Here is a 23832-nt window from a genome sequence, read left to right as displayed (position 1 = left end):
ATTTATGGAAGAAAATAAACAAGAAGCAGCAGCGGAGCAATCGAAGCAAGCGATACAGCAAGATGCAAAAGGTTTATGGGAAAAAGTAAAAAAGTTTATTTTAGAGTTACTCGATTTTAGAGATGATACAGACCAAGAAGCAACAATAGAAGCAATAAAAAGTGATATTTCTTTTAAAGGAGCCACAGCTTGGATTTTAATCTGTTCTATTTTTGTGGCATCTATTGGTTTAAATGCAAACTCAACAGCAGTAGTAATTGGAGCCATGTTAATATCTCCACTAATGGGACCTATTTTAGGAGTAGGAATGTCTATTGCTATTAATGATATTGACACATTACGAAAATCGTTAATAAACTTAGCAACTATGATTGTATTGAGCTTATTAACTGCATTTCTATTTTTCTTTATATTTCCACTTCGTGAAGAAACTTCGGAGTTATTAGGTAGGGTAAGACCAGATATTCGAGATGTATTAATAGCTTTTTTTGGTGGTTTAGCATTAATTATTGCACGAACCAAAAAAGGAACAATTGCTTCTGTAATCTTTGGTGTAGCAATTGCAACAGCTTTAATGCCGCCTTTGTGTACTGCAGGGTATGGTTTGGCAATAGGTAATTTTGACTACTTTCTTGGTGCGATGTACTTGTTTACAATTAATACTATTTTTATCGCTTTAGCAACTTTCTTAGTATTAAAACTGTTAGGTTTTACTATGATTCGTTATGTAAACTCAGCTAAACGTAAAAGAATAGCGCAAATAGCATCTTTTATAGCCTTTTTAGTAATGGTTCCAGCGGTATTTACTTTTGTAGGAGTGTATAATGAGAGTGTAATAGACGCAAACTATAAAAGGTTTTTAAAAGCAAAAGTATACGATAATCCTAACTTATGGCTACAGCGTGAAAGACTAGAAGTTAAAGATAAAACAATAAGCTTGTTTTTTAATGGTGATGTAAGTGATGCAACAGAGTCATTTTTACGTAACGAATTAAAGGCTTTTCCTAAAATAGATTCTTATTCTTTAGTTATAAATGAAAATAAAGCTAAAAGTGTTGATAGAGTAGTAGATGCTTATGATAGAGCTGTAAAAGAATTAGATGAAAAAGACAATGTTATAAAAGGTTTACATATGGAGATTGATGATTTAAAAAGAACCATATCTAATTTAAATCAAACGATTGAACAACAAGCTTTATATAGAGATAAGAATTCAATTCCTTTTAGTAAAATTAGTACAGAGGCAAAAATTAGATTCAATGATATAAAAGAAATGAGTTTAGCTAAAGTTCTATCTTCAAGCGACTTTATAAAAGTAGATACAGCAACAGTAGTATCAGTAAAATGGAATGCAAAGTTAAAGGACTCTATTCTTGTAAAAAATGAAAACGAACTGAGAAGTTGGATACAGAAAGAGTTAAAAACAGACAAAGTACAAATAAGAAGAAACTAAAATAAAAAACCGAGCAAATAGCTCGGTTTTTTTTGATTACTTGTTAGAGAAGTATAGTAAATAAAATATTACTTATACTTATTAAGACACTACAATTCCAAAAGAGTCACAAATAAAAAGTAATAGTAAATCTAAAGTTTATTAAAGTATAGGCTTTTAATTATTCCGTCAGAAAGCCCAATTTTAGGAACATATATTTTTCTTGCACCACTCCACTTCATGGCAGATAAGTATATTTTTGTAGCAGGAATAATTACATCGGCCCTATCAGGGTTTAAACTTAATTCCGAGATTCGTTCATGATAACTCATCTTTTTTAAGAATTGGTACTGAGCATTAAGATAAATGTATGAAATAGGTTTACCACTATCTCTACCAGACATTTTAAATAGCTTATTAATATTTCCTCCAGAACCAATTAAAGAAATACGTTTATAGTCACCAGTATTTTCTTCAATCCATTTTTGAACCTTTTTAAAAAGCGCTTTATTTTCAGGTTTTGTATTATTAAGTAAACGTACAGTACCTATTTTAAAAGATTTAGAGTTAATAATTTTTCCTTTAGAAAACAAAGTAAACTCTGTACTCCCCCCACCAACATCAACATATAAGTAAGTAGCATCAGATTCTATTAATTGATTTAAATCTGTTGAAGAAATTATAGCTGCTTCTTTTTTTCCGTCAATAATATCAATCTTAACATCAGTATTTTCTAAAATAGTAGCGGCAACTTCTTCTCCATTTTCAGCTTCTCTCATTGCTGAGGTAGCACAGGCTTTGTATTTTTCAACACCATGAATTTTCATGATTAATTTAAAGGCTTGCATTGCATCAAGCATTCTTTGAGTATTCGCCTCTGATATTTTTCCAGAAACAAAAGCGTCCGCTCCTAAACGAATAGGAACACGAACTAAGGATGATTTTTTAAATTGTGGTTCTTTATTTTTTTCTTCAATAACGTTGGCTACTAATAACCTTACTGCATTAGATCCTATATCAATAGCGCCGTACTTCTTTATCTTCAAAATGTACTAATTTATCTATGGTTTTTAGGAAACTCGACTAAAACTGTGTTTCCTTTTTTAATATCTTTCCAATGCTTTGTATCAAACTCTATTCCAACAACCCCACAAGTAGTTACATGTGCAATAGGTTTGTTTCCAAATTTATTTACAAAACTATTTATACCATGGTCGTGGCTAAAAACAATAGCACTGTTAAAGCTATCGTCAAGAGCTTTTACTGTTTTTACTAAATAACCATCACTAAAGCTATACAATTGACGTTTTATTTTAAGATTGGATAAAGGATATCCAAAGTTCTCACAAAAAATAACAGCTGTATGAAGTGCTCTGTTGGCACTACTAGAAAGAAATACGTCAGGTCTTTTTATTTCTTCCGCTAGGTACTTAGATAAAAGATGGGCATCGTTAATACCACGTTCTTTTAAAGGTCTGTCAATATCTTTAACGCTCTCATATTTCCATGATGATTTTGCGTGACGAACAATATAAAGTGTTTTCATTTAATTATAAAAAGCTATGTAAATATAAAACTAAGGAGCTAAACGTTCAAGTTTCCAAGAAAAATCTTTTTGTAAGGTGTATCGAATGCGATCGTGCATACGGTTAGGGCGCCCTTGCCAAAACTCAATAGAAACTGGTTTTACTAAAAAACCACCCCAATGTTTAGGTCTAGGGATTTCTTGATTCTCAAACTTTTTTTCAAAAGAAGCAAGATTGTTATCCAGCTCATTACGAGAGGTAACTACCTCACTTTGATTAGAAGCCCAAGCACCTAATTTACTTCCATCTGGTCTCGATTCAAAATACCCGTCAGACAAATTCTCAGCAAGCTTCTCAGCCTTTCCTTTAATGATAATTTGTTGTTCTAAACCAGCCCAAAAAAAAGATAGGCATACATGATTGTTATTTAAAATAGCCTTTCCTTTCTCTGAATTGTAATTGGTATAAAAAATAAAACCTTCCCAAGTGTATTTTTTTAATAAAACAACCCTGCTTTTTGGAAAGCCATCTAACCCGATAGACGCAATCGTCATAGCATTTGCTTCCTCTACCATTTCAGATTCATCTGCAACAAAAAACCAATCCCTAAACAATTCAATAGGATTCTTAGGACAATTATTCTCTAGTAACTCTCTTTTTTCGTAAGATTTTCTATAGTCACTTAAATCGTGTGCCATTATTGTTAATTTATACTATGTAAAAGTACAACTTTATCAAAAGTATTGTAGGCCTTACATATTAAAATTTAGCAAGATTTGAATAAATAAAAGCAAGAAAGGTAAAATAAGGAGAGTTAAGTAATCTTAGTTTTGATTTGCAAAACAATTCATCCGTAAAATTATACAGTTGAGTATTTCTTTTTGTGTTAAAGATTGAAAAGAAAGCAGTTTTGTGGTGTCAAAAACGAACAAAATGAAACATTTATTACTTGTTGTATGTTTTTTAACTCATACATTATTAATTGCACAAACTACTATTGCAGGAAAAGTAACTGATACTAAAGGAAATCCTATTGAAGGGGCAAATATATATTTAGAGGGAACTTATGACGGAACTTCGTCTGACGAAAAAGGAAACTTCTCTTTTATAACTTCAGAAGAAGGAGAACAAACATTAACAGTGTCTTTTATTTCTTTTGAAACGTATATAAAAACAGCTGAAGTATCAACGTTTAAGAATTTAAAAATAATACTTCGTGAAGATGTAAATACGTTGGATGCAGTAACTATAAATGCAGGAACTTTTGAAGCCGGAGATAATGCCAAAGTAACAGCGTTAAAACCTTTAGATGTAGTAACCACTGCAAGCGCACTGGGAGATTTTGTTGGAGCCTTGCAAACCTTGCCAGGGACTTCTTCGGTTAGTGAAGATGGACGTTTGTTTGTGCGTGGAGGTGAGGCGGAGGAAACACAAATTTTTATAGATGGAGTTCGAGTGTATACTCCGTATAGTCCTTCGGCACGTAACATTCCTACACGTGGTCGATTTTCTCCGTTTTTATTTAAAGGAATTACGTTTTCAACAGGAGGATATTCAGCAGAATACGGTCAAGCATTGTCAAGTGTTTTATTACTAAACACGAATGACGAAGCAGTAAAAGAGAAGACAGATATCTCACTAATGACAGTTGGTTTAGGAGTAGGAAACACTCAGATATTTGGAAAAAACTCACTAAGTGTGAACGCATCTTATATCAATTTAGCACCCTATCAAAAATTATTTCCCGATAGGAATACTTGGAATAAACCAGTGCAATCATTAAATGGTGAAGCTGTATATCGTTTTAGATTTAAAAATGAGTCTTTGTTGAAGTTGTACGGAGCTTATAGTTATACTGATTTTGATATGATTCAAGAGGATATTAATTATGAAGATGGATTTCGTTTTGGGTTGAAAAATAGAAACGTGTATTTCAATGGATCTTATAAACAACATTTAACTAATAACTGGACAGTTACAGGAGGAGCATCGTTTACTAATGATAATTCAAAGATAAACATATTGGATGATAAGGTTGTAGATAATGAAAACTCAGCTCATGTTAAGGCAACGTTGAAAAAGAGATTTTCAAACCGATTTAAACTGAATTTTGGTGCAGAATATTTTATAACCGATTTCTCTGAAGATTATAGAAGTGAAACGAATGGAAATACTACGTACGGATTTGACAATAATATCTTTGGAAGTTTTATTGAAGCAGATATCTTTTTTAGTAAAAAGTTAGCAACGAAAGTAGGAGTACGCATGGAAAACTCTGAATTGTTAGATGAGTTCACCATTTCACCAAGGGCTTCTATAGCTTATAAAACAGGAGAAAATGCACAGTTTTCATTTGCTTACGGACGCTTTTATCAAAATCCGAAAAATGAATATTTAAAATTCAACATGCAATTTAAAGCAGAGAATACTTCTCATTTTATAGCAAACTATCAGTATGTTAAAAACAAACAGATTTTAAGAATAGAAGGATATTATAAAAAGTATCAAGATTTAGTAAAATATGATAATGATAGAGCATTATCCTATTCAAATTTCTCAAACTTAGGAGAAGGGTATTCAAAAGGAATAGATATTTTTTGGAGAGATAATAAAAATGTAAAAAGCACAGATTATTGGGTTTCCTATTCGTTTTTAGATACTGAAAGAGATTATAAAAACTACCCAGTAAAAGCTACACCAAACTTTGCATCAAAACACAACTTATCAGTCGTAGCAAAACATTGGATTGCAGATTGGAAAAGTCAAGTAGGAATGAGTTATAATTTTGCATCTGGACGAAGTTATACAAACCCTAATAAAGGTGGGTTTCTGAATCAGAAAACTAAAAATTATAATTCTGTAAGCTTAAATTGGGCATACTTAATTAGTCAGCAAAAAATTTTGTATTTCTCAGTAAATAATGTTTTAGGAACACAAAATGTGTTTGGATATAATTATAAAAACACACCAAATCCAGCTGGGACTTTTAATAGACAAGCTATAATACCATCAGCGGATAGTTTCTTTTTCGTAGGATTCTTTTGGACGATTAGTGATAATAAAAAGGACAACCAGTTAAATAACTTATAACAACAATTCAGTAATTAAAAATAACGATTCAGTATTCTTTTTTATATAATTAACGAAAATCAAAAGATATTTGAATAGTCAAAATAATAATCAATATTATCTAAAATAAATACGAGACAGATGAAAAAAACAATTTTAACAATGATAATTTTATTTGGGTGCTTAACAGCTATGGTAGCCCAAAATACACATACAGTTTCAATTGATTTTAAAGGGATAAAATCAGATAAAGGTGCATTATTTGTGGCATTATACAATACGGAGAAAAGTTTTTTAAAAGAAGGGTATAAGGGAGAGATCGTAAAGATTACTAATAAAAAGGCTAGGGTTGAGTTTCACGATATTCCAAAAGGCACATATGCGGTTTCTTGCTTTCATGATACAAATAATAATAAAAAAATGGATACAAACTTTATAGGAATACCAAAAGAGCCAATAGGAGTTTCTAACGATGCAAAAGGATTTATGGGACCTCCAAAATATAAAGACGCCAAATTCTTGGTAAATAAAGACATATCATTAGTAATTAATATAAATTAACAAAAGAAGAATTAGTTACTTGATAGAGTATTGAAGATATCCTACTTCCTGTAGAGTAATAAAAACAAAACAATTAAGATTAAAAAGATGAAAAAAATAATCACATTAGTACTATTAATATTTACAATAAGTGTTTCAGCACAAAGTAAATACGAAAAAGGAATGACAAAGGCATTTGAGTTATGGGGAGCAAATGAAACAACGGAAGCAGCTCAATTATTCGAACGTATTTCTAAAGCAGAAAAAGACAACTGGTTGCCGTCTTATTACGCAGGAATGATTAACATTTTAGAAAGTTTTCAAATAAAAGAAGAAGCAACGTTAATAGCTAAATTAAATAAGGCACAAGAGTTTTTAGATATCGCAAAATCCATTTCACCAGAAAACCCTGAAATATTAATTACACAGGCATTATTACATGTTTCATATATGGCTTTTGATGGACAGAAATATGGAATGACGATGTCTATGAAAAATGCGGCGTTGTATGAAAAAGCATTGAAAATAGCTCCTAATAATCCGAGAGTTATTTTGAGTAAAGCAGAGTCAGATATGGGAGCAGCTCGTTTTTTCGGGCAGTCTACAGAGCCTTTTTGTAATAATGTAAAAAGAGCCATTGAACTAGGAAAGGAAGAAAAAATAAAAGAAAAATTTTATCCTAAATTTAATATACAAAGGGCAGAACAGGTGTTGAAAAAGTGTATGAAGTCCTAATACTTTTCTATTAACTGAACTAACAAGTTAAAAGAATCTTCATTAGCTACCCATTTTTTATACTTTTTAAAAGGGAGTTGTTGAAGGTTTTTTGTTGGATATAATTGATGAAAAATAGTAAGGGCAGCTGCAAAACTTCCAGTTGTTGAAGGATGAAAGTTATCTAAGCTATATAAAGACTCTTTGCCTTTATAAGTATTGTATTCTTTCCATAGATTACCTACAGGAAATAACAAAGCATTATTTTGTTTGGCGGCAGATTTGTGATTTTCAATTACTTTATCAAAAGTATGGTAATATCTAACGGATGGCCATACCATAAAGTAACCAAGTTTGGTGTTATATTGCTCGCAAAAGGCTTTTATTGTAGCCCCATCTTGTACTAGCATTCTTTTTCCTTCTGCTTGTGAGGAAGGACCTTGTTGAATAATTAGATAATCGAATTGTTTTTTAGCTAGTAATTTTTGAAGTTTTCCTTCGTTAATATGATCAATAATAGCGTAATTAGGGTAACATAAGCTCTTGGTTTTAATAGTAACACCATGTTGTTTACCAATATACTCCAACATTTTAGGCATGTTGTTCATATAGGTTAAACTATTTCCAACGAATAATATTTGTTGTGCTTGAACTGGAAGTTGAAGAAAGAGAAGTAAGTAAAGTAGTTTTTTCAAAGAAGTTAGTATTATGTTTTATACCTCTAAATTTAACTTATTTTTCAATTCTATTCTACCAAAAGAGGTAATAATAATTTCTCTAGAGTTTGGTTTTTTACGTAACCAATCTTTTTTAATCATTGCTTTGAGAAGAGAAGCTCCCAATGCTCCTGCAATATAATGTCCTCTATTACTCCAATCTAAATATTGATGAGCAAAAGAGCGTTTTTTTTATTGAATAGATTAATAATGTGTTTTCTAAAGTGTTTATAGTTACTTACGTGTTTATTTGAGTGTAAAAGTACATTGCGTTTTTATATCTTATTTCATTGTAAAATGAAGTATGGAATTTATATTAATAAAAAACAAATGCTTTTCTATAAACAGGCAAAGCTGTAAGAAAAGCATTTAGTTAAGTGTTTTACTTTTTAATAAAACGGTGTTTATTGCTGTACTATTTTACATCAATAACAAACTCATCTCTAGGAATTCTAACTTTTTTCATTGGTTTAATCCAGTCCTTTTCATCATCGGCATATCCAATGTACATCAATGATACACTTTTTAAGCCTATTTTATCTAACTCTAAAACTTTATCAACCAATTTATTGTCAAATCCTTCTGCAGGACAAGTGTCTACTTTTAACTCTGCTGCTTGTGCTAGAGCTAAGCCTAAAGCAATATAAGTTTGTCTTGAGGTGTGTGCAAAATTAACTTCATTAGGAAGATTTAAATATGCTTTTTTAAGCATATCTGTATAACTGCTAAATCTTCCTCTAGGTAAACCTCTTTCATCAGTAGTAAAATCATATACTTTATCTATTCTTTCTGCGGTATAGTTATCCCAAGCAGCAAAAACTAATACATGTGAGCAGTCTTTCATAGAGTCAGGGTTTAAGGCTCCTTGTACTAATTTTTCTTTAACTTCCTGATTAGATATTGAAATGACTCTAAACTGTTGTAGTCCTGATGAGGTTGGTGCTAATCTAGCAGCTTCTATAATTTTTTCAATATGTTCTTCGCTTACTTTTTTATTTGGGTCAAAAGCTTTTACAGCATGTCTCCAGTTAAGGTTTTCTATTAATGACATTGTATTAATATTTAATTATTTGTTGTATTTAATGTTACTTCAATATTTCCTCTTGTAGCATTTGAATAAGGACATACTTGATGTGCTTTTTCGGTTAAATTTTTAGCTTCTTCTAAAGAAACTTCAGGAATATTTACATCTAAGGCTACTGCAAGTCCAAAGCCTCCATTTTCTATTTGGCCAATACTTACTGTTGCTTTAACGGTAGTTGTACCAGTGTTAATTTTAGATTTTTTAATAACTAGGTTTAATGCACTGTCAAAACAAGCCGAATATCCTGCTGCAAAAAGCATTTCAGGATTTGGATAGTCGTCATTAGCGCCTCCAAGGGCTTTAGGGTGTCTAACATCAAGTTCTAAAACTCCGTTTTCACTTTTTACATGTCCATTTCTTCCACCAGTTGCTTTGGCGCTGATATTATAAATTGTTTTCATTATTTATTAATTTGATTTAAAATATATTCTATTGTGTTTTTAAGCTCTATTAATTTTTCTGTAGAAACATTTAATGAAGTCATCATTTGATCAGGAATACAAGTTGCTTTTTTGTGTATGCTTTTACCTTTATCTGTAAGGTTAATTTTTACAACACGTTCATCGGTGGTTTCTCTTTTCCTTTCTATAAGGTGTTTTTGCTCTAGTCTTTTTAATAAAGGAGTAAGAGTGCCACTGTCTAAGTTTAGTTTAGTGCCAATTTCAGATACACTTTGATTGCCTTCTTCCCATAAAACCATCATTACTAAATATTGAGGATAGGTTAAGTCTACCTCTTTTAATAAAGGTCTGTATAAACTAATAATTTCCTTGGCAAGTGTATATACAGGAAAACATACTTGATTTTTTAATTTTAATTGTTCTGACATAATTTACTTAAATAACAACACAAAAATACCCAGAAATTAAGTTGTACGCAATTTAATTGTGTTAATTTTACGTGAAAATAGTATTAACTAATTTAGTTCCTAAAAGTTTGGTGTGCTATTTAAAAAGTTTGGTGTGCTATTTAAAAAGTTTGGTGTGCTATTTAAAAAGTTTGGTGTGCTATTTAATTAGATAGGGCTTTCTTAACTCAATTTCCATTGCTCTTTTATAAAAGTTAGCAAACTCTTTTTCTCTATATTTTACTCTCATTGCAGCTAAAACATCAGGCAGCCCTAAGCTAAACCAATTCCAAAGCATGGTGTTAAAATTGTATTTATACATTTGTTTACCTACTTCATTTCTTATTTGCAAGATTTCAGGGGTAGAAATACCGTTTGTATTTAACAAGTTTATTATATTTAAATCATCTTCATGTGTATAAACTGTGTCAAGGTAAGGCTCTAACAGCCAATTCCAGTTTTTAGACTCTTTAAAGGTTGTAATATTGTTTTTTTTAACAAAACTTTTTAAAAGTTCAGCTTTTTCTTTTTGGATAAAAATTACTTCATCCTTAATTTTGATTAAAGGAGGATAAGATTGGTAGCATATAGCGTCTATTTCACAAGCTTTAATTTTTTTATTAGGAAATACTAATGAAGGTTTAAAGGGGTACTTTACTATTTCTATTTCAGTACTTAAAATTTTAGACGTTCCAATTCCGCAAATCATAGTATTCATTTCATAGTTTTTATTTTTTTAATTCATTGACAAATTTTCTAGAAGTCACTGTGTCATAAATTATTTTTAGTTTCATTATTTTGTACTCAGAATCAAACTCAATAATATCAACAACATCAAATTCTACTTTTTTATTATTCTTTAAAGTCCATTTGTAAGTAAAGTAGAGTGCTAAATTATTAGAGTTATTTTGTTCAAAAATTCCTTTTATGAAAAGTTCAGAGTTAGAAGTGTCATTATTTAATTCAAGATAAAATTCGTCGGCTTTTCTTATTCCATAAATAGGTGATTCAACAATCCCATTACTATTAAATAAACTAATAATCTCTTTTATGTTTCCGTTTTGGAGATGCATTATATATTTTTTTGCTATTTCAATTTTATTCATAGATAAAAGTTTATTATTTCTTTTTTAACAATGTGTCGGTGTTTTACTTAAACTATTTAAATAATTTACATACCGGATTTTTTCCTTTGTTTTACTATCAGTTATTACAGAGCCTGATTCCTGGATTAACTAAAAGAAAAATTTAAATTATAAGAAATATTGTTGTGAGTAGTTTTTTCATACTATAAAACAATATTTTTTGAAACGAATATAAAAACAATAGCAACGAAAACAAATTACTTTTCAAAAATCACTTTCTTCTATATAATTTTAGTATTTGTAATTATCAATAAAACAAAATAAACAGAATGAAAGAGCAGGTTACGATTTTAAAAAATGAAGAGTATTCTTTTAGAGAGTTCAACGGAGGTATTGCAATTTTAGATTATATAGGACAATCAACAAGTGTTGTGATGCCCGACTATATAAACAATAAACCTGTAACGTATATATTAAGGGAGGCTTTTGATGATAAAGGGCTCAAAGCAGTAATCTTACCAAAATTTTTAGAGTATATAGACGAGGATGCCTTTTATAAAAATGAAATTAAAGAGTTAGTTATACCGTCAAAAGTTACAGAAATAAGAGGTGGAGCTTTTGGAAGAAATAAAATTGAAAAACTCATTATAAAAGGATCATTAACAACAATTCATATGTTTTGCTTTGTAGGAAATGCACTTACGAGTATAGATTTACCAAAATCGGTCACTAAATTATGTAATGATTGTTTTGCTGAAAATAATTTTGAAGAACTTACAATTCCAGAGCACATAACAACATTAGGGAGCGACTCCTTTAAGGATAGCAAAAAGTTAAAAAAGGTAACTTTACCTCAAAAATTAGAAGATAGTATTACTGGAGCTTTTAGAGGATCAGATATTGAAAATATTGATTTCGTAATATATTAAGGAATAAACTTCTTTATTTTTTAATAGTTAACTATCTAACTTTTTTCTTATTTCACATGGGTTGCCGAAAGCCAGCACATCACTGGGGATGTTTTTAGTAACAGTACTACCAGCCCCAATAGTTACATTATTTCCAATAGATACTCCAGGAAAAATTATAGAATTACCACCAATCCAAACATTATCTCCAATAGTTACTGGTTTGGTTGAAGTTAGATAATGAGTTGTGTTATTGGAGTTAATAATACGATCAGAAGCTTTTATGGGGTGTGTAGCGGTATAAATTTGTACATAAGGAGCTATTAAACAATTTTTACCAATGGTAATTTTATTATTGTCTAAAAACATACAGTTAGTGTTTATAAAAGTATTTTCTCCTATAGAAATATTTTCACCATAATCACAAAAAAAAGGCGTTTCTATCCAAACTCCATTACCTTTTGAAGCAAAGAGTTCAGATAAAATTCTATCTCGTTCTAGTGTTAACTCTGAATTTAAGAAATTATATTCTTTTAATAACTTTCTGGCTTTGTGGTAAACTTTAATTAATTCAGGATCTCTTGAATTATAGTAGTCACCATTTAGCATTTTTTGTTTTTCTGTCATCCTTTTAAATAATTTAGTAAGTCTTCTAGTTTTTCGGTAGAATCTTGTAGCCCTCCTTTTCGGTTTCTAAGTAACCAAATTGTTTTATGGTTTTCTATTAAAGTTGTAAGTTCAGAAGCTAATTCCTTTCTTTTTTTCTGTGGAATATTTTTTGTAGCCGTATTTTTAGCTGTTAATCTTGCTAAACCTAAATCAATTCCAAAAAGAGCCAGTTTAGAAGCTTGTTCTAGTTCTTTAATAACGATTAAAGAATCTAAAGCTGTTGGTTGTGCTTTATGTAATAATGCGAGTCCTTTTTTAATTTCAACTTTAGAAGCTAATAAACCACTTTTGGTAATATGTTTGGTTTGGTAATGTCCTTTTATAGTCCATCTAAATCGTCTAATCATTAAATGAAAAGCGTTAGCATTTCCTTCAGGTATTTTAGCTTTTAAGTAAGAATTTCCTAAAGTTAAGACAGCTTTGGCAGCATAACCTGTAGCATCTTTAAATACAAACCTGTTTAAAAGAAAGGCTAAATTTTTTTCTGTTTTATCAGAGTAATTCCATGCATAATTAGCTCCTAAAATTAAGGAGGGATAACTGACAGATTTTGGTTGAAAATGCCCAAAATCTCCCCAATCTGTTATGAGATAACCTTTGGCTTTATATTTTTTTCCTGCTACTGCAGCTTTTTTAAGATTTATAAAGGCATTGGCGTTTCTACCAATTTCAGAACGCCAACTAGACGTACCAGGGCACACGTAAAAATTTAAGTTAGCTTTATGGAATTTAGCTAAATTTTTATCGAAAGGATAAGTAGCATCGTAACCCCAAACTAAAGCAGTCATATTTTTAGGAATATCCTTTATTAATTTAGGATGATTTAGTACAATATCACCCCAAAACTGAGTTTTTTTTCCATTTTTTATAATCTCAGTGTTTAACTTTTTTAAAAAATTTAAATATACTTTTCCTTTACCAATAGAGTCGCATAATGATTTTGATTTACCTAAACCTAACTCTAAAGTTTCATCACCTCCTATATTAGCATAATTGCTAGAAAAGTTGGGTAAAAGCTCTGCATATAACTCTTGTATTAATTTAAATGATTCAGGGTTTGTAGGGGCGAGGGCAGTCCTTTTTTTATTACCCCATTTTGTTTTACAATTGGTTTCACACTCACTTAAACTTAAGTATTCATCATGTTTTAACCAATTTTCCATATGTCCAAAAGAATTTTGGTTAGGTACTAAATCTATTCCTTTTTTTAAACAATAAAAATCGAATTGTTGAATTTGGCTGGCTGTAAGCGGACTCGCATTTTTCCATACAATGGGATGATTACGATAAGCAAAAGTATGTTCTGTATAAAGTTGTAACTCGTTAATTCGCCATATTGCTAATTGATCTATTAACTGATATAAACTTTCCATTTTAGGTACTTTGTTCCGACTTATATCTAACATGTAACCTCTCTTTTCAAAATCAGCCCAATCACTAATTTTAAGGGTAGGCAATGAGTTGTGCTTATCTTTAGCGTAAGATATTAATTGGTTTAAAGTTTGTTTACCATAACGTAAAGCACTTATATTTTTAGCAGATAAATTAATTTCTGAAGCTTTAAGTTCTAGCTCATATGCATCTATATTTGGAAGACTATTATCTATTTCAAAGCAAACTTTAAAATTTCCTCTGTTAGTTTGTATAATATGTTTACCTGTAAAGGCTTCATTATTACTTGTTTTTAAAAAATTATCTAAAAACATTATTTGTGCTTGTTCTACAGCAATAGTATTTTTCTTAATAGATATTTTTTGAGGTGTAAAAAGTAGGTGTTTTATAATTGTATCATTAGCAAAAGCCAAATAGTTTGAGAGTATAAAAATAAAAAAAACAACTCCTCTTAAATTCATATTAATATTATTTGCGATTAAAGTTTAAAGATACGTTTAATCTAGACTTTAGTTGTGTAAAGTAGTAAGATTTTAGCACTTTTAGTATCTGTTTTTTTGAAAATTTATAAGAATAGAAAGTCAAAGTACTCTCTGTGTGAAGTTCTAATTGTTAATGATGAAGTTGTTACTATAGCTTGTAAACATATTAATATTATGATTGATAATTTAACACACAGTTTTTTATTTTAGTTATTGTTATTTATAAAAGATTTATCGCTAAATTATCTATTAAATTTATTTTGCATATTAAGAAAATTTCTTTCAAGTGTTTTTATATATTTTAAGAACAGACAATTTTAAGCTATAAATCGAAAAGTTATTTGAGTCCAATCTAAAAATAATAATAAATAGAATACTTATGAGTAAAAAATATAAGATTCAAAAAAGCCCGTTTGTAGTACCAACGACAGATGGAAAATTAATTGAAGAGCATTTTGGAAATGCTACTGATGGAAATTCAAAAGTAAGTATAGCACACATGATAGCACCTCCAGGCTGGAGTGAGCCTTTTCAAACACCTGAATTTGAAGAATATACTTATATAATCAAAGGAAAAAAGCAATTTAATATTGATGGTGAAATTGTGGTGTTAGAAGCAGGACAATCGATTAAAATTGAAAAAAAGACACGTGTTCAATATTCTAATCCATTTACAGAACCCTGTGAGTATTTAGCAGTTTGTTTACCTGCTTTCTCAATGGGGTTGGTGCATAGAGAAGATAGTTAACAATATTCCTAAAATAATAGCAGCAAACTTTTGGTAGTTGAATTTATGGTTTTCCGTGCTTTCAAAAAGAATGATGGTTGAAATATGTAAAAACACTCCAACTATTAAAGCTGTAATTTCTGTATGGTATTGTTTCACTAAAAGAACGTTGTTAGATACTAAAATACCTAAGGGACTCATTAATGCAAATAAGGTTAAAAATAAAAAGACTGTTTTTTTAGAATACTTAGCATGTAATAAGAAGGTAGTTAAAACTATTGCAATAGGAATTTTGTGTACAACAATAGCCCATAATAAGTTGTCATCTGCATGATGAATAGGTAATCCTTCTGAAAAAGCGTGTACACACAAACTAATAAATAATAACCAAGGAAACTTAGACGAGTCAGAATGTAAATGTATATGTCCGTGTTCAGCACCTTTAGAAAAAGACTCTAATACCGATTGAATGATGATTCCCACTAAAATTAAAATACCAACTAACCTTGTGTTATTAGTGTAGAGATATACTTCTGGCAATAAATGTAAGATAGTTACTGAAAGTAAATAAGCGCCACTAAATGCTAATAATAAGCGAACGAAGGTTTTACTAGGTTTTAGTGTAAAAACGAATAAAACACCTACTAAAACAGAAACAATTAGTAAAAAGTAACTCATTTAGCAACAATAATTAAGCGATCAGAAGATTGTGAATTAAACTCATTAAGACTGTAATCGCCAAAAACATGTGTTATTTGTAAATTGACACTATTAAAATATGATTGTAGTTTTTCTAAAGTTAAAAATTTTACACGCTCTGTATACGAGTGTGATTTTCCTTCAGCTGTAAAAGAAATATGTTTTAATATAAATCCGTCTTTAATTTCTTTTTTAATATTAAACTCAATACCATCAATAGTTTTTATTTCTTCTTTTATAAGTGTATTTTTTACTTTTTCAACATTTAAAAAGTCCAAGACAAATACACCGTTTTCTTTTAATCCGTTTTTAATACTTTTTAAAACAGCAATGTCTTCGTTATCATCTTCAAAATAACCAAAACTAGTAAAGAGATTAAATATACCATCATATTTACTTTCAATAGGCTCTCGCATATCCCAAACTTCAAAATGAAGCGTGTCATTCTCAAACTGTTTGGCATGTTTAATACTATTTTTACTTAAATCACCACCCACAACGTCATATCCTAACGAGTTTAAGTATACTGCATGACGTCCTTTTCCACAGGGTAAATCAGCAATACGACTTAACTTAGGCAGTTGTAAGAAAGAAGTGATATTACGCATAAAAAACTGTGCATCGGCATCGTTTCTATGCTTGTATAAAATATGATAGTATGGTGTGTTAAACCACGAAGTAAACCAATCTGTTGTATTCATAATTATAAAGGTCTGCAAAAATACGCAAAACTTACGTTTTTTACATTCAAAGTAGAAAAGATTCATAACAACCCAAAATTAGCTGTACTTTTGCAATGAAATTTTACAGTTACATGGAAAAAGATTTTAAAATGACCGCCATAACCATGGCAGGTTTAGAAGGTGTTTTGGCAGACGAGTTACGTCAACTAGGAGCAATGGAAGTGAAAGAAGGAGTAAGGAGTGTTACTTTTAGAGGTGATAAAGGTTTTATGTACAAAGCAAATATAGCTTTACGTACTGCTATTCGTATTTTAAAGCCAATTAAACGCAGTAAAATTTTTGATGAAGAAGATTTATACGAAGCAATTCAACGTGTAAAATGGGAACGTTTTTTGGATGTTGATGGAACGTTTGCGATAGGTTCGGTAGTAAATTCAAAAAACTTTACTTCAAATTCACATTATATTAGCTTAAAATCTAAGGATGCTATTGCCGATTATTTTATGCATAAGTATAAAAAGCGTCCGAATGTAGATTTAAAATATCCAGATGTAAAAGTTCATGTACATATTCACAAAGAATGGCTAACTATTTCGTTAGACTCATCAGGTGAATCGTTACACAAACGTGGATACCGAAGTGCTACGAATATTGCTCCGATTAATGAGGTATTGGCAGCAGGATTAATTTTACTTTCAGGATATAAAGGGGAAGAAAATTTTATTGACCCGATGTGTGGTTCAGGAACTATCTTGATTGAAGCTGCAATGATTGCGAATCAAATTCCTGCAAATATCAACCGTAAGCACTTTGCTTTTGAAAACTGGAAGGATTATGATGAAGATTTATACTTTGTTATTCAAGATTCGTTATTAAAGAAAATACGAAGTTCTCATTTCAAAATTATGGGGTTTGATAAGGCTCCATCGGCAGTTAGAAAAGCGCAGCAAAATATTATCAATGCTAATTTGGATGAGTTTATAGGAGTACATCACGTAAACTTTTTCAATTCTAAAAAAGAAGTATTTGGTAAAACTACAATTTTGTTCAATCCGCCTTATGGAGAGCGTTTAAATATTGATGTAGAAGAATTTTACAGAAAAATAGGAGACACCTTAAAGAATAACTATCCAAATTCAACTGCGTGGTTAATTACGTCGGATATTCAAGCGCTAAAGTTTGTAGGGTTACGAACGTCGAAAAGAATACCGCTTAAAAATGCAGATTTAGATTGCCGTTTTGTAAAGTACGAACTGTATGAAGGTAGTAAAAAAGCAAAGAAGAATTCTTCATTTAACGATGAAGAAGAATAAAAATAAAAACTCCGCTGAAAGGCGGAGTTTTTGTTATGGCTAATTATTCATAGCCAATAATTCGCGTAACTTCTCCTTTCCATTTAAGTTCTCAGGGTTTATTTCTAAACTCTTTTGATAATTTTTTATAGCATTTCTTATTTGTCCGTCCCTCATATATGCTTCTCCTAAAGAATCATAAGCATTATATGATTCAGGAAAGTAAAGTATTTCAATGGTAAATAAATCGATAGCTTTTTTATAAAAACCTCTTTTAATCATATCATAACCTTTTGTATTTAAGTCAATTTCAGAAATTTTAAATTTTGATTTTCTAACTAAAGACTTTGTTTCTTCTAAGTTTTTAGTTAGGCAAGTTTTAATTACTTTTTTGGTAAAAAAGTAATTGTCTAGTTTGGGAGTATTTCCAGAAATAGTTTTTTCTATGAAATAGCGTACATCTAAAAAGCCTTTATCAGCATCTTTATTTGTAAGAATTATTACAGTATATCCTTCTTGTTTATAAACTCGCCATTCGCTACCTACACCATAATGTCCTCCACTATGACCATATATATTACCTTCTTTTGGGTTTGGAAATTGCATTCCATAACCATAGTAACTATCTTTTTTTAAAGGAGTAGTGAATAGTTTAGTGTATTCTTTATTAAGTAGTTTATAGCCTTTCAAAGCATTAGAAAACTTATACAAATCATCTAAGGTGGTATATCCGCCCCCATGAGCACCACCTCTTACAGGATACGTATGAATATTTATTTTAAGCTTATTTGGGTGGACTTCAGAAGTTGTGTAACCCTCTGCTGCATTGTCAATAGGATGATCTAAGTCATAGTTCCCTGTATTTTTCATCGAAACTATCGTATAAATATTGTTTTCTAAATAATTATTATAATTTGTACCAGATACAACTTCAATTATTTTACCTAGTATTAAGTAATTGGTATTACGATATGAAAATGTTTCACCTGGCTTGGACTCCATTGGTTCATTTTCATACAGAGAATTAAAGTCATTTGTATGTCTAAATAAATCTTTAGATTTTCTTATAAAGGATTCTCTGGCAAAAAAATGAGGTAGTCCACTTGTATGTGTTAAAAGGTGAGCTATTGTTACAGAATCTATAACAGTTTTATTAGGGTAATTTGGAATAAACTTTCCGATATTGTCTTGAAGTGATAGTTTTCCTTTTTGTATTAACTGTAAAATGGCTACAGCAGTAAATGACTTACCAATAGAACCTTGATTGAATTTTGTGTTTGTTCTATTTTTAACTTTATGACCTAAATGAGCATATCCATAAGCTTTCTTGAATATGATGCTATCATTTTTAGCAATTAAAACTGCTCCGCTGAATCCATCTAAAGAATCTAAATAGTTAGCAATTTGAGTTATTTTTGGACTTTTAAAAGTAGTAGGTTTTTTATTAGTACAAGAAAAAGTTATTATAAGTACAAGTAAGTAGGTTAATTTTTTCATTTTAATGATTACAATTTTTAGTTATTTTTTTTAAGGTTTTATAAAGCTGTTCTAGCTCTTTAATAGAAATGGTATTTAAGGCAGTTTTTCTATTTGTGTGTATTACAGGCTTTAGTTTCTTGATAATTTCTTTTCCTTTTTCTGTAATTTCTAATTTAGCTTTTCGTTTGTCTTCATTGTCTGTAAATTTTATCAGATAATCTTTCTTTATCATCAATTTTACAATTCGTGTCATTGAAGCGTAGTCTTTAAAAATTAAATCGGCAATTTCAGTTTGTGACTTGTCATTATTTTCAAGTAATAATAAAATCAAACCCTGATCTACAGTAATACTAGGTACAACTTCTGAGATATTATGTTGACTTAATTTGCGGTATGCTTTTATAGCTTCCTCAATAGAGTATAGTACTGTGGTGGTTGGTGTATTAAAATTCATTTTGTTTGATATATCAAGTAAAGATATAATTTTATTTGATATATCAAGTAAAAAAATAATGACTAATCATTTTCTTAGATAGAGAAAAAATGCTTAGTTATTGATGTAAAGTTCTTGGAAAAGGAATACAATCATAAATGATTATACGGATACGACTGTCGTCAAAATACTTTAACAGAAGGGATTAATGCAATTTTGAAACATTAATCCTTAATTTATAAATGTAAGAGAGAAAAGGAATTAGAAAAACTCATTAAAAAGTCAATAAATATTTTAGAATAATCTAAGACCACACGTGGGTTTGAATATGAAAACACTTAATTTTATACACAAAAAAAATAAGATAAACTAGTTTATCTGGTTTAAATTATATTTTTTAATAGGCAACCTATTTTAGGACGACTCATTAATACTTCTATTTTTATAATTATTAAGCTACTTAAAAGTTCAATTATTTCTTTATTCAAAAGAGTTATTTCTTAAGGGAAATTTACCTGATAATTAAAAAGAGTAAAAGTAATATTTACCTAAATTATTTTTTTTTATTAAATTGTAAGAGGTTAGAGTATTGTAAATCAGTTTACTTTAAGTGTTTTTTTACAGGTGTCACCTTTTAACTATTAATACAGTGCTAGTAAAAGCATTTAATCATACTTAAGAAAAAATAAAGTCAATTTAATAAAATATTATACATGATAATCAAGAAGTCCCACCCAAACAAAGTAAATAATGAAAAAATTAGCTACCCTCGTACTTTTAGTTTTAAGCACAGCTACTATTGCTCAAGTAGGCATTGGAACCTTAACACCTAGTCTATCTGCTCAGTTAGATATTAAATCAGATTCCAGAGGCTTATTAATACCTAGATTAAATATTAATGATTTAAGTACATCATTACCAGTAAATAATAATACAATTAAAGAAAGTTTATTAGTTTATAACACTAATAAAAATTCTGGAAAAGGATTTTATTATTGGAATGGAGTGCTATGGGAACAATTAGTAGATATAACCACGGTCTCAAACCTGATTACTACACAAGTAGATAATCAACAAATAGAAAAATTCTTCTTAAATAGCTCTAATATTCTTACTCTTGAGTTGGAAAATGCAAGTTCTAAATCAGTCGATTTATCATCTCTTTTGCAAGAGAATGAGTTATTAACTGGTATAGGATCACCTATTAATAACTCTGTAGATCCTGTTACAGGAGTTTTATATGTAGATACTAATTCCGGAGATGTTTATAGCTCTGATGGTAGTTTATGGAGTTCAGTTGCATCGTCAGGACCAGACGGAAAATCCGCCTATCAAGTTTGGTTAGACGCTGGAAACAGTGGAACTGAAGCTGACTTTATCACTTCATTAAAAGGAGACACTGGAGCTGCGGGAACGAATGGAACGAACGGAGTAGACGGAAAATCCGCCTATCAAGTTTGGTTAGATGCTGGAAACAGTGGAACTGAAGCCGACTTTATCCTCTCTTTAAAAGGAGACACTGGAGCTGCGGGAACGAATGGAACCAACGGAGTAGACGGGAAATCCGCCTATCAAGTTTGGTTAGACGCTGGAAACAGTGGAACTGAAGCTGACTTTATCACTTCATTAAAAGGAGACACTGGAGCTGCGGGAACGAATGGAACGAACGGAGTAGACGGAAAATCAGCCTATCAAGTTTGGTTAGATGCTGGAAACAGTGGAACTGAAGCCGACTTTATCCTCTCTTTAAAAGGAGATACCGGAGCTGCGGGAACGAATGGAACCAACGGAGTAGACGGGAAATCTGCGTATCAAGTTTGGTTGGATGCTGGAAACAGCGGAACTGAAGCCGACTTTATCCTCTCTTTAAAAGGAGATACCGGAGCTGCGGGAACGAATGGAACGAACGGAGTAGACGGAAAATCAGCCTATCAAGTTTGGTTAGATGCTGGAAACAGTGGAACTGAAGCCGACTTTATCCTCTCTTTAAAAGGAGATACCGGAGCTGCGGGAACGAATGGAACCAATGGGACAGACGGAAAATCCGCCTATCAAGTTTGGTTAGACGCTGGAAACAGTGGAACTGAAGCTGACTTTATCACTTCATTAAAAGGAGACACTGGAGCTGCGGGAACGAATGGAACGAACGGAGTAGACGGAAAATCCGCCTATCAAGTTTGGTTAGACGCTGGAAACAGTGGAACTGAAGCCGACTTTATCCTCTCTTTAAAAGGAGATACCGGAGCTGCGGGAACGAATGGAACGAATGGAGTAGACGGAAAATCTGCGTATCAAGTTTGGTTAGATGCTGGAAACAGTGGAACCGAAGCCGACTTTATCACTTCATTAAAAGGAGACACTGGAGCTGCAGGAACCAATGGAGTAGACGGAAAATCTGCGTATCAAGTTTGGTTAGACGCTGGAAACAGTGGTACCGAAGTCGACTTTATCACTTCATTAAAAGGAGACACTGGAGCTACGGGAACGAATGGAACCAACGGAGTAGACGGAAAATCCGCGTATCAAACATGGTTGGATGCTGGAAACAGTGGCACCGAAGCTGACTTTATCATTTCATTAAAAGGAGATACCGGAGCGGCAGGAACCAATGGGGCAGACGGGAAATCTACGTATCAAGTTTGGTTAGACGCTGGAAACAGTGGAACTGAAGCCGACTTTATCCTCTCTTTAAAAGGAGATACCGGAGCTGCGGGAACGAATGGAACGAATGGAGTAGACGGAAAATCTGCGTATCAAGTTTGGTTAGATGCTGGAAACAGTGGAACCGAAGCCGACTTTATCACTTCATTAAAAGGAGACACTGGAGCTGCAGGAACCAATGGAGTAGACGGAAAATCTGCGTATCAAGTTTGGTTGGATGCTGGAAACAGTGGAACCGAAGCCGATTTTATCACTTCATTAAAAGGAGACACTGGAGCTGCGGGAACGAATGGAGTAGACGGAAAATCTGCGTATCAAGTTTGGTTAGACGCTGGAAACAGTGGAACTGAAGCCGACTTTATCACTTCATTAAAAGGAGACACTGGAGCTGCGGGAACGAATGGAACCAACGGAGTAGACGGAAAATCTGCGTATCAAGTTTGGTTAGACGCTGGAAACAGCGGAACTGAAGCCGACTTTATCACTTCATTAAAAGGAGATACAGGAGCTGCGGGAACGAATGGAGTAGACGGAAAATCTGCGTATCAAGTTTGGTTAGACGCTGGAAACAGTGGAACTGAAGCCGACTTTATCACTTCATTAAAAGGAGACACTGGAGCTGCGGGAACGAATGGAACCAACGGAGTAGACGGAAAATCTGCGTATCAAGTTTGGTTGGATGCTGGAAACAGTGGTACCGAAGCCGACTTTATTACTTCATTAAAAGGAGACACTGGGGTTGCAGGAACGAATGGAACCAATGGATCAGACGGAAAATCAGCCTATCAAGTTTGGTTGGATGCTGGAAACAGTGGTACCGAAGCCGATTTTATCACTTCATTAAAAGGAGACACTGGAGCTGCGGGAACGAATGGAACCAACGGAGTAGACGGGAAATCTGCGTATCAAGTTTGGTTGGATGCTGGAAACAGCGGAGCTGAAGCCGACTTTATCCTCTCTTTAAAAGGAGATACCGGAGCTGCGGGAACGAATGGAGTAGACGGGAAATCTGCGTATCAAGTTTGGTTAGATGCTGGAAACAGTGGTACCGAAGCCGACTTTATCACTTCATTAAAAGGAAACACTGGAGCTGCGGGAACGAATGGAGTAGACGGAAAATCTGCGTATCAAGTTTGGTTGGATGCTGGAAACAGTGGAACTGAAACCGACTTTATCCTCTCTTTAAAAGGAGACACTGGAGCTGCGGGAACGAATGGAACCAATGGGGCAGACGGAAAATCAGCCTATCAAGTTTGGTTAGATGCTGGAAACAGTGGAACCGAAGCCGATTTTATCACTTCATTAAAAGGAAACACTGGAGCTGCGGGAACGAATGGAACCAACGGAGTAGACGGGAAATCTGCGTATCAAGTTTGGTTGGATGCTGGAAACAG

At 31.8% G+C, this 23832-nt stretch carries 23 protein-coding genes; 8 read left to right on the top strand and 15 right to left on the bottom strand.

Features of this window, described 5'->3' with window-relative positions; all coding sequences use genetic code 11:
- Nucleotides 1-4 precede the first annotated feature (4 nt).
- Nucleotides 5-1453 carry a DUF389 domain-containing protein gene (locus ABHQ57_RS10320; RefSeq protein ID WP_047790139.1) on the top strand — a complete coding sequence of 483 codons (1449 nt, stop codon included), beginning with the start codon at nucleotides 5-7 and terminating at the stop codon, nucleotides 1451-1453.
- Between the two features lie 131 nt (nucleotides 1454-1584).
- On the opposite strand, the gene ABHQ57_RS10315 is transcribed toward ABHQ57_RS10320, so the two are convergent.
- Genes ABHQ57_RS10315 through pdxH form a run of 3 tightly spaced genes read right to left on the bottom strand, consistent with a single transcriptional unit; the run spans nucleotide 1585 to nucleotide 3656 of the window.
- On the bottom strand, nucleotides 1585-2481 hold the full coding sequence (locus tag ABHQ57_RS10315; RefSeq protein ID WP_073184470.1) for a Ppx/GppA phosphatase family protein: 897 nt from the start codon (nucleotides 2479-2481) through the stop codon (nucleotides 1585-1587).
- An 8-nt stretch (nucleotides 2482-2489) separates the two neighbouring features.
- Entirely contained in the window at nucleotides 2490-2978 is a 489-nt protein-coding gene (locus ABHQ57_RS10310; RefSeq protein ID WP_047790141.1) for a histidine phosphatase family protein, read from the bottom strand.
- A 30-nt stretch (nucleotides 2979-3008) separates the two neighbouring features.
- Nucleotides 3009-3656, bottom strand: coding sequence for a pyridoxamine 5'-phosphate oxidase (gene pdxH / locus ABHQ57_RS10305; protein WP_047790142.1), 648 nt, complete (start codon nucleotides 3654-3656; stop codon nucleotides 3009-3011).
- Nucleotides 3657-3891: 235 nt separating this feature from the next.
- Here pdxH and ABHQ57_RS10300 point away from each other — a divergent pair, with 235 nt between their 5' ends.
- The 3 genes from ABHQ57_RS10300 (at nucleotide 3892) to ABHQ57_RS10290 (ending at nucleotide 7302) form a co-directional block, all read left to right on the top strand.
- Nucleotides 3892-6048 (top strand): TonB-dependent receptor, encoded by a 2157-nt coding sequence (locus ABHQ57_RS10300; RefSeq protein ID WP_167714174.1) that lies wholly within the window; start codon nucleotides 3892-3894, stop codon nucleotides 6046-6048.
- 120 nt (nucleotides 6049-6168) lie between these two features.
- Entirely contained in the window at nucleotides 6169-6588 is a 420-nt protein-coding gene (locus tag ABHQ57_RS10295; RefSeq protein ID WP_082118675.1) for a DUF2141 domain-containing protein, read from the top strand.
- 87 nt (nucleotides 6589-6675) lie between these two features.
- Complete coding sequence (locus ABHQ57_RS10290) at nucleotides 6676-7302, top strand: M48 family metallopeptidase (protein ID WP_073184460.1); 627 nt, start codon at nucleotides 6676-6678, stop codon at nucleotides 7300-7302.
- Here the strand turns inward: ABHQ57_RS10290 and ABHQ57_RS10285 are convergent.
- From ABHQ57_RS10285 to ABHQ57_RS10260, 6 genes are all read right to left on the bottom strand, one after another.
- Nucleotides 7299-7976: an SGNH/GDSL hydrolase family protein gene (locus ABHQ57_RS10285; RefSeq protein WP_159493760.1), complete on the bottom strand. Its 678-nt coding sequence runs from the start codon at nucleotides 7974-7976 to the stop codon at nucleotides 7299-7301. The two genes, ABHQ57_RS10290 and ABHQ57_RS10285, sit on opposite strands and share 4 nt — an antisense overlap.
- A 436-nt stretch (nucleotides 7977-8412) precedes the next feature.
- Nucleotides 8413-9048: a nitroreductase family protein gene (locus ABHQ57_RS10280; RefSeq protein WP_167714173.1), complete on the bottom strand. Its 636-nt coding sequence runs from the start codon at nucleotides 9046-9048 to the stop codon at nucleotides 8413-8415.
- A gap of 11 nt (nucleotides 9049-9059) precedes the next feature.
- Nucleotides 9060-9482 (bottom strand): organic hydroperoxide resistance protein, encoded by a 423-nt coding sequence (locus tag ABHQ57_RS10275; protein ID WP_047790147.1) that lies wholly within the window; start codon nucleotides 9480-9482, stop codon nucleotides 9060-9062.
- The gene (locus tag ABHQ57_RS10270) at nucleotides 9482-9910 is read right to left on the bottom strand and encodes a MarR family winged helix-turn-helix transcriptional regulator (protein ID WP_047790148.1); all 429 of its coding nucleotides are present in this window, start codon (nucleotides 9908-9910) and stop codon (nucleotides 9482-9484) included. The genes ABHQ57_RS10275 and ABHQ57_RS10270 overlap by 1 nt, the downstream gene beginning before the upstream one ends.
- 178 nt (nucleotides 9911-10088) lie before the next feature.
- Nucleotides 10089-10646, bottom strand: coding sequence for a hypothetical protein (locus ABHQ57_RS10265; protein WP_083574841.1), 558 nt, complete (start codon nucleotides 10644-10646; stop codon nucleotides 10089-10091).
- A 10-nt stretch (nucleotides 10647-10656) separates the two neighbouring features.
- A complete protein-coding gene (locus tag ABHQ57_RS10260) occupies nucleotides 10657-11034 on the bottom strand; it encodes a hypothetical protein (RefSeq protein WP_073184452.1) in 378 nt (125 codons plus the stop codon).
- A gap of 308 nt (nucleotides 11035-11342) precedes the next feature.
- Here ABHQ57_RS10260 and ABHQ57_RS10255 point away from each other — a divergent pair, with 308 nt between their 5' ends.
- A complete protein-coding gene (locus tag ABHQ57_RS10255) occupies nucleotides 11343-11942 on the top strand; it encodes a leucine-rich repeat domain-containing protein (RefSeq protein ID WP_073184449.1) in 600 nt (199 codons plus the stop codon).
- Nucleotides 11943-11969: 27 nt separating this feature from the next.
- Here ABHQ57_RS10255 and ABHQ57_RS10250 read toward each other — a convergent pair whose 3' ends face one another.
- On the bottom strand, nucleotides 11970-12548 hold the full coding sequence (locus tag ABHQ57_RS10250; RefSeq protein ID WP_073184447.1) for a sugar O-acetyltransferase: 579 nt from the start codon (nucleotides 12546-12548) through the stop codon (nucleotides 11970-11972).
- Nucleotides 12545-14443 carry a family 20 glycosylhydrolase gene (locus ABHQ57_RS10245; protein ID WP_167714172.1) on the bottom strand — a complete coding sequence of 633 codons (1899 nt, stop codon included), beginning with the start codon at nucleotides 14441-14443 and terminating at the stop codon, nucleotides 12545-12547. The genes ABHQ57_RS10250 and ABHQ57_RS10245 overlap by 4 nt, the downstream gene beginning before the upstream one ends.
- Nucleotides 14444-14843: 400 nt before the next feature.
- Here ABHQ57_RS10245 and ABHQ57_RS10240 point away from each other — a divergent pair, with 400 nt between their 5' ends.
- Entirely contained in the window at nucleotides 14844-15212 is a 369-nt protein-coding gene (locus ABHQ57_RS10240) for a cupin domain-containing protein (protein ID WP_047790153.1), read from the top strand.
- Here the strand turns inward: ABHQ57_RS10240 and ABHQ57_RS10235 are convergent.
- Nucleotides 15180-15869 (bottom strand): ZIP family metal transporter, encoded by a 690-nt coding sequence (locus ABHQ57_RS10235; protein ID WP_047790154.1) that lies wholly within the window; start codon nucleotides 15867-15869, stop codon nucleotides 15180-15182. The two genes, ABHQ57_RS10240 and ABHQ57_RS10235, sit on opposite strands and share 33 nt — an antisense overlap.
- Nucleotides 15866-16591: a bifunctional 2-polyprenyl-6-hydroxyphenol methylase/3-demethylubiquinol 3-O-methyltransferase UbiG gene (locus ABHQ57_RS10230; protein ID WP_159493763.1), complete on the bottom strand. Its 726-nt coding sequence runs from the start codon at nucleotides 16589-16591 to the stop codon at nucleotides 15866-15868. The genes ABHQ57_RS10235 and ABHQ57_RS10230 overlap by 4 nt, the downstream gene beginning before the upstream one ends.
- Nucleotides 16592-16704: 113 nt before the next feature.
- Here ABHQ57_RS10230 and ABHQ57_RS10225 point away from each other — a divergent pair, with 113 nt between their 5' ends.
- Nucleotides 16705-17886 (top strand): class I SAM-dependent RNA methyltransferase, encoded by a 1182-nt coding sequence (locus ABHQ57_RS10225; protein WP_047790156.1) that lies wholly within the window; start codon nucleotides 16705-16707, stop codon nucleotides 17884-17886.
- 39 nt (nucleotides 17887-17925) lie between these two features.
- Here the strand turns inward: ABHQ57_RS10225 and ABHQ57_RS10220 are convergent, their stop codons facing one another.
- Both ABHQ57_RS10220 and ABHQ57_RS10215 read right to left on the bottom strand, forming a co-directional pair.
- A complete protein-coding gene (locus ABHQ57_RS10220; RefSeq protein WP_167714171.1) occupies nucleotides 17926-19362 on the bottom strand; it encodes a serine hydrolase in 1437 nt (478 codons plus the stop codon).
- Between the two features lies 1 nt (nucleotide 19363).
- Complete coding sequence (locus ABHQ57_RS10215) at nucleotides 19364-19798, bottom strand: MarR family winged helix-turn-helix transcriptional regulator (RefSeq protein ID WP_167714170.1); 435 nt, start codon at nucleotides 19796-19798, stop codon at nucleotides 19364-19366.
- A 729-nt stretch (nucleotides 19799-20527) separates the two neighbouring features.
- Here ABHQ57_RS10215 and ABHQ57_RS10210 point away from each other — a divergent pair.
- A partial coding sequence (locus ABHQ57_RS10210) for a beta strand repeat-containing protein (RefSeq protein WP_389863606.1) occupies nucleotides 20528-23832 on the top strand: 3305 nt, incomplete at its 3' end.

Origin of the sequence: Tenacibaculum sp. ZH5_bin.1, assembly GCF_042865525.1 — a bacterium.
In the GTDB taxonomy this organism is placed as follows: Bacteria; Bacteroidota; Bacteroidia; order Flavobacteriales; family Flavobacteriaceae; genus Polaribacter; species Polaribacter mesophilus.
Note: the sequence above shows the minus strand (reverse complement) of the source record. Positions and strands in the feature narration are given on the sequence as shown.

Coding starts and splice junctions, on each gene's coding strand:
- ABHQ57_RS10320 (WP_047790139.1), top strand. CDS start 5: ATGGAAGAAAATAAACAAGAAGCAGCAGCGGAGCAATCGAAGCAAGCG.
- ABHQ57_RS10310 (WP_047790141.1), bottom strand. CDS start 2,978: ATGAAAACACTTTATATTGTTCGTCACGCAAAATCATCATGGAAATAT.
- pdxH (WP_047790142.1), bottom strand. CDS start 3,656: ATGGCACACGATTTAAGTGACTATAGAAAATCTTACGAAAAAAGAGAG.
- ABHQ57_RS10300 (WP_167714174.1), top strand. CDS start 3,892: ATGAAACATTTATTACTTGTTGTATGTTTTTTAACTCATACATTATTA.
- ABHQ57_RS10295 (WP_082118675.1), top strand. CDS start 6,169: ATGAAAAAAACAATTTTAACAATGATAATTTTATTTGGGTGCTTAACA.
- ABHQ57_RS10290 (WP_073184460.1), top strand. CDS start 6,676: ATGAAAAAAATAATCACATTAGTACTATTAATATTTACAATAAGTGTT.
- ABHQ57_RS10280 (WP_167714173.1), bottom strand. CDS start 9,048: ATGTCATTAATAGAAAACCTTAACTGGAGACATGCTGTAAAAGCTTTT.
- ABHQ57_RS10275 (WP_047790147.1), bottom strand. CDS start 9,482: ATGAAAACAATTTATAATATCAGCGCCAAAGCAACTGGTGGAAGAAAT.
- ABHQ57_RS10270 (WP_047790148.1), bottom strand. CDS start 9,910: ATGTCAGAACAATTAAAATTAAAAAATCAAGTATGTTTTCCTGTATAT.
- ABHQ57_RS10265 (WP_083574841.1), bottom strand. CDS start 10,646: ATGAATACTATGATTTGCGGAATTGGAACGTCTAAAATTTTAAGTACT.
- ABHQ57_RS10260 (WP_073184452.1), bottom strand. CDS start 11,034: ATGAATAAAATTGAAATAGCAAAAAAATATATAATGCATCTCCAAAAC.
- ABHQ57_RS10255 (WP_073184449.1), top strand. CDS start 11,343: ATGAAAGAGCAGGTTACGATTTTAAAAAATGAAGAGTATTCTTTTAGA.
- ABHQ57_RS10250 (WP_073184447.1), bottom strand. CDS start 12,548: ATGACAGAAAAACAAAAAATGCTAAATGGTGACTACTATAATTCAAGA.
- ABHQ57_RS10245 (WP_167714172.1), bottom strand. CDS start 14,443: ATGAATTTAAGAGGAGTTGTTTTTTTTATTTTTATACTCTCAAACTAT.
- ABHQ57_RS10240 (WP_047790153.1), top strand. CDS start 14,844: ATGAGTAAAAAATATAAGATTCAAAAAAGCCCGTTTGTAGTACCAACG.
- ABHQ57_RS10235 (WP_047790154.1), bottom strand. CDS start 15,869: ATGAGTTACTTTTTACTAATTGTTTCTGTTTTAGTAGGTGTTTTATTC.
- ABHQ57_RS10230 (WP_159493763.1), bottom strand. CDS start 16,591: ATGAATACAACAGATTGGTTTACTTCGTGGTTTAACACACCATACTAT.
- ABHQ57_RS10225 (WP_047790156.1), top strand. CDS start 16,705: ATGGAAAAAGATTTTAAAATGACCGCCATAACCATGGCAGGTTTAGAA.
- ABHQ57_RS10220 (WP_167714171.1), bottom strand. CDS start 19,362: ATGAAAAAATTAACCTACTTACTTGTACTTATAATAACTTTTTCTTGT.
- ABHQ57_RS10215 (WP_167714170.1), bottom strand. CDS start 19,798: ATGAATTTTAATACACCAACCACCACAGTACTATACTCTATTGAGGAA.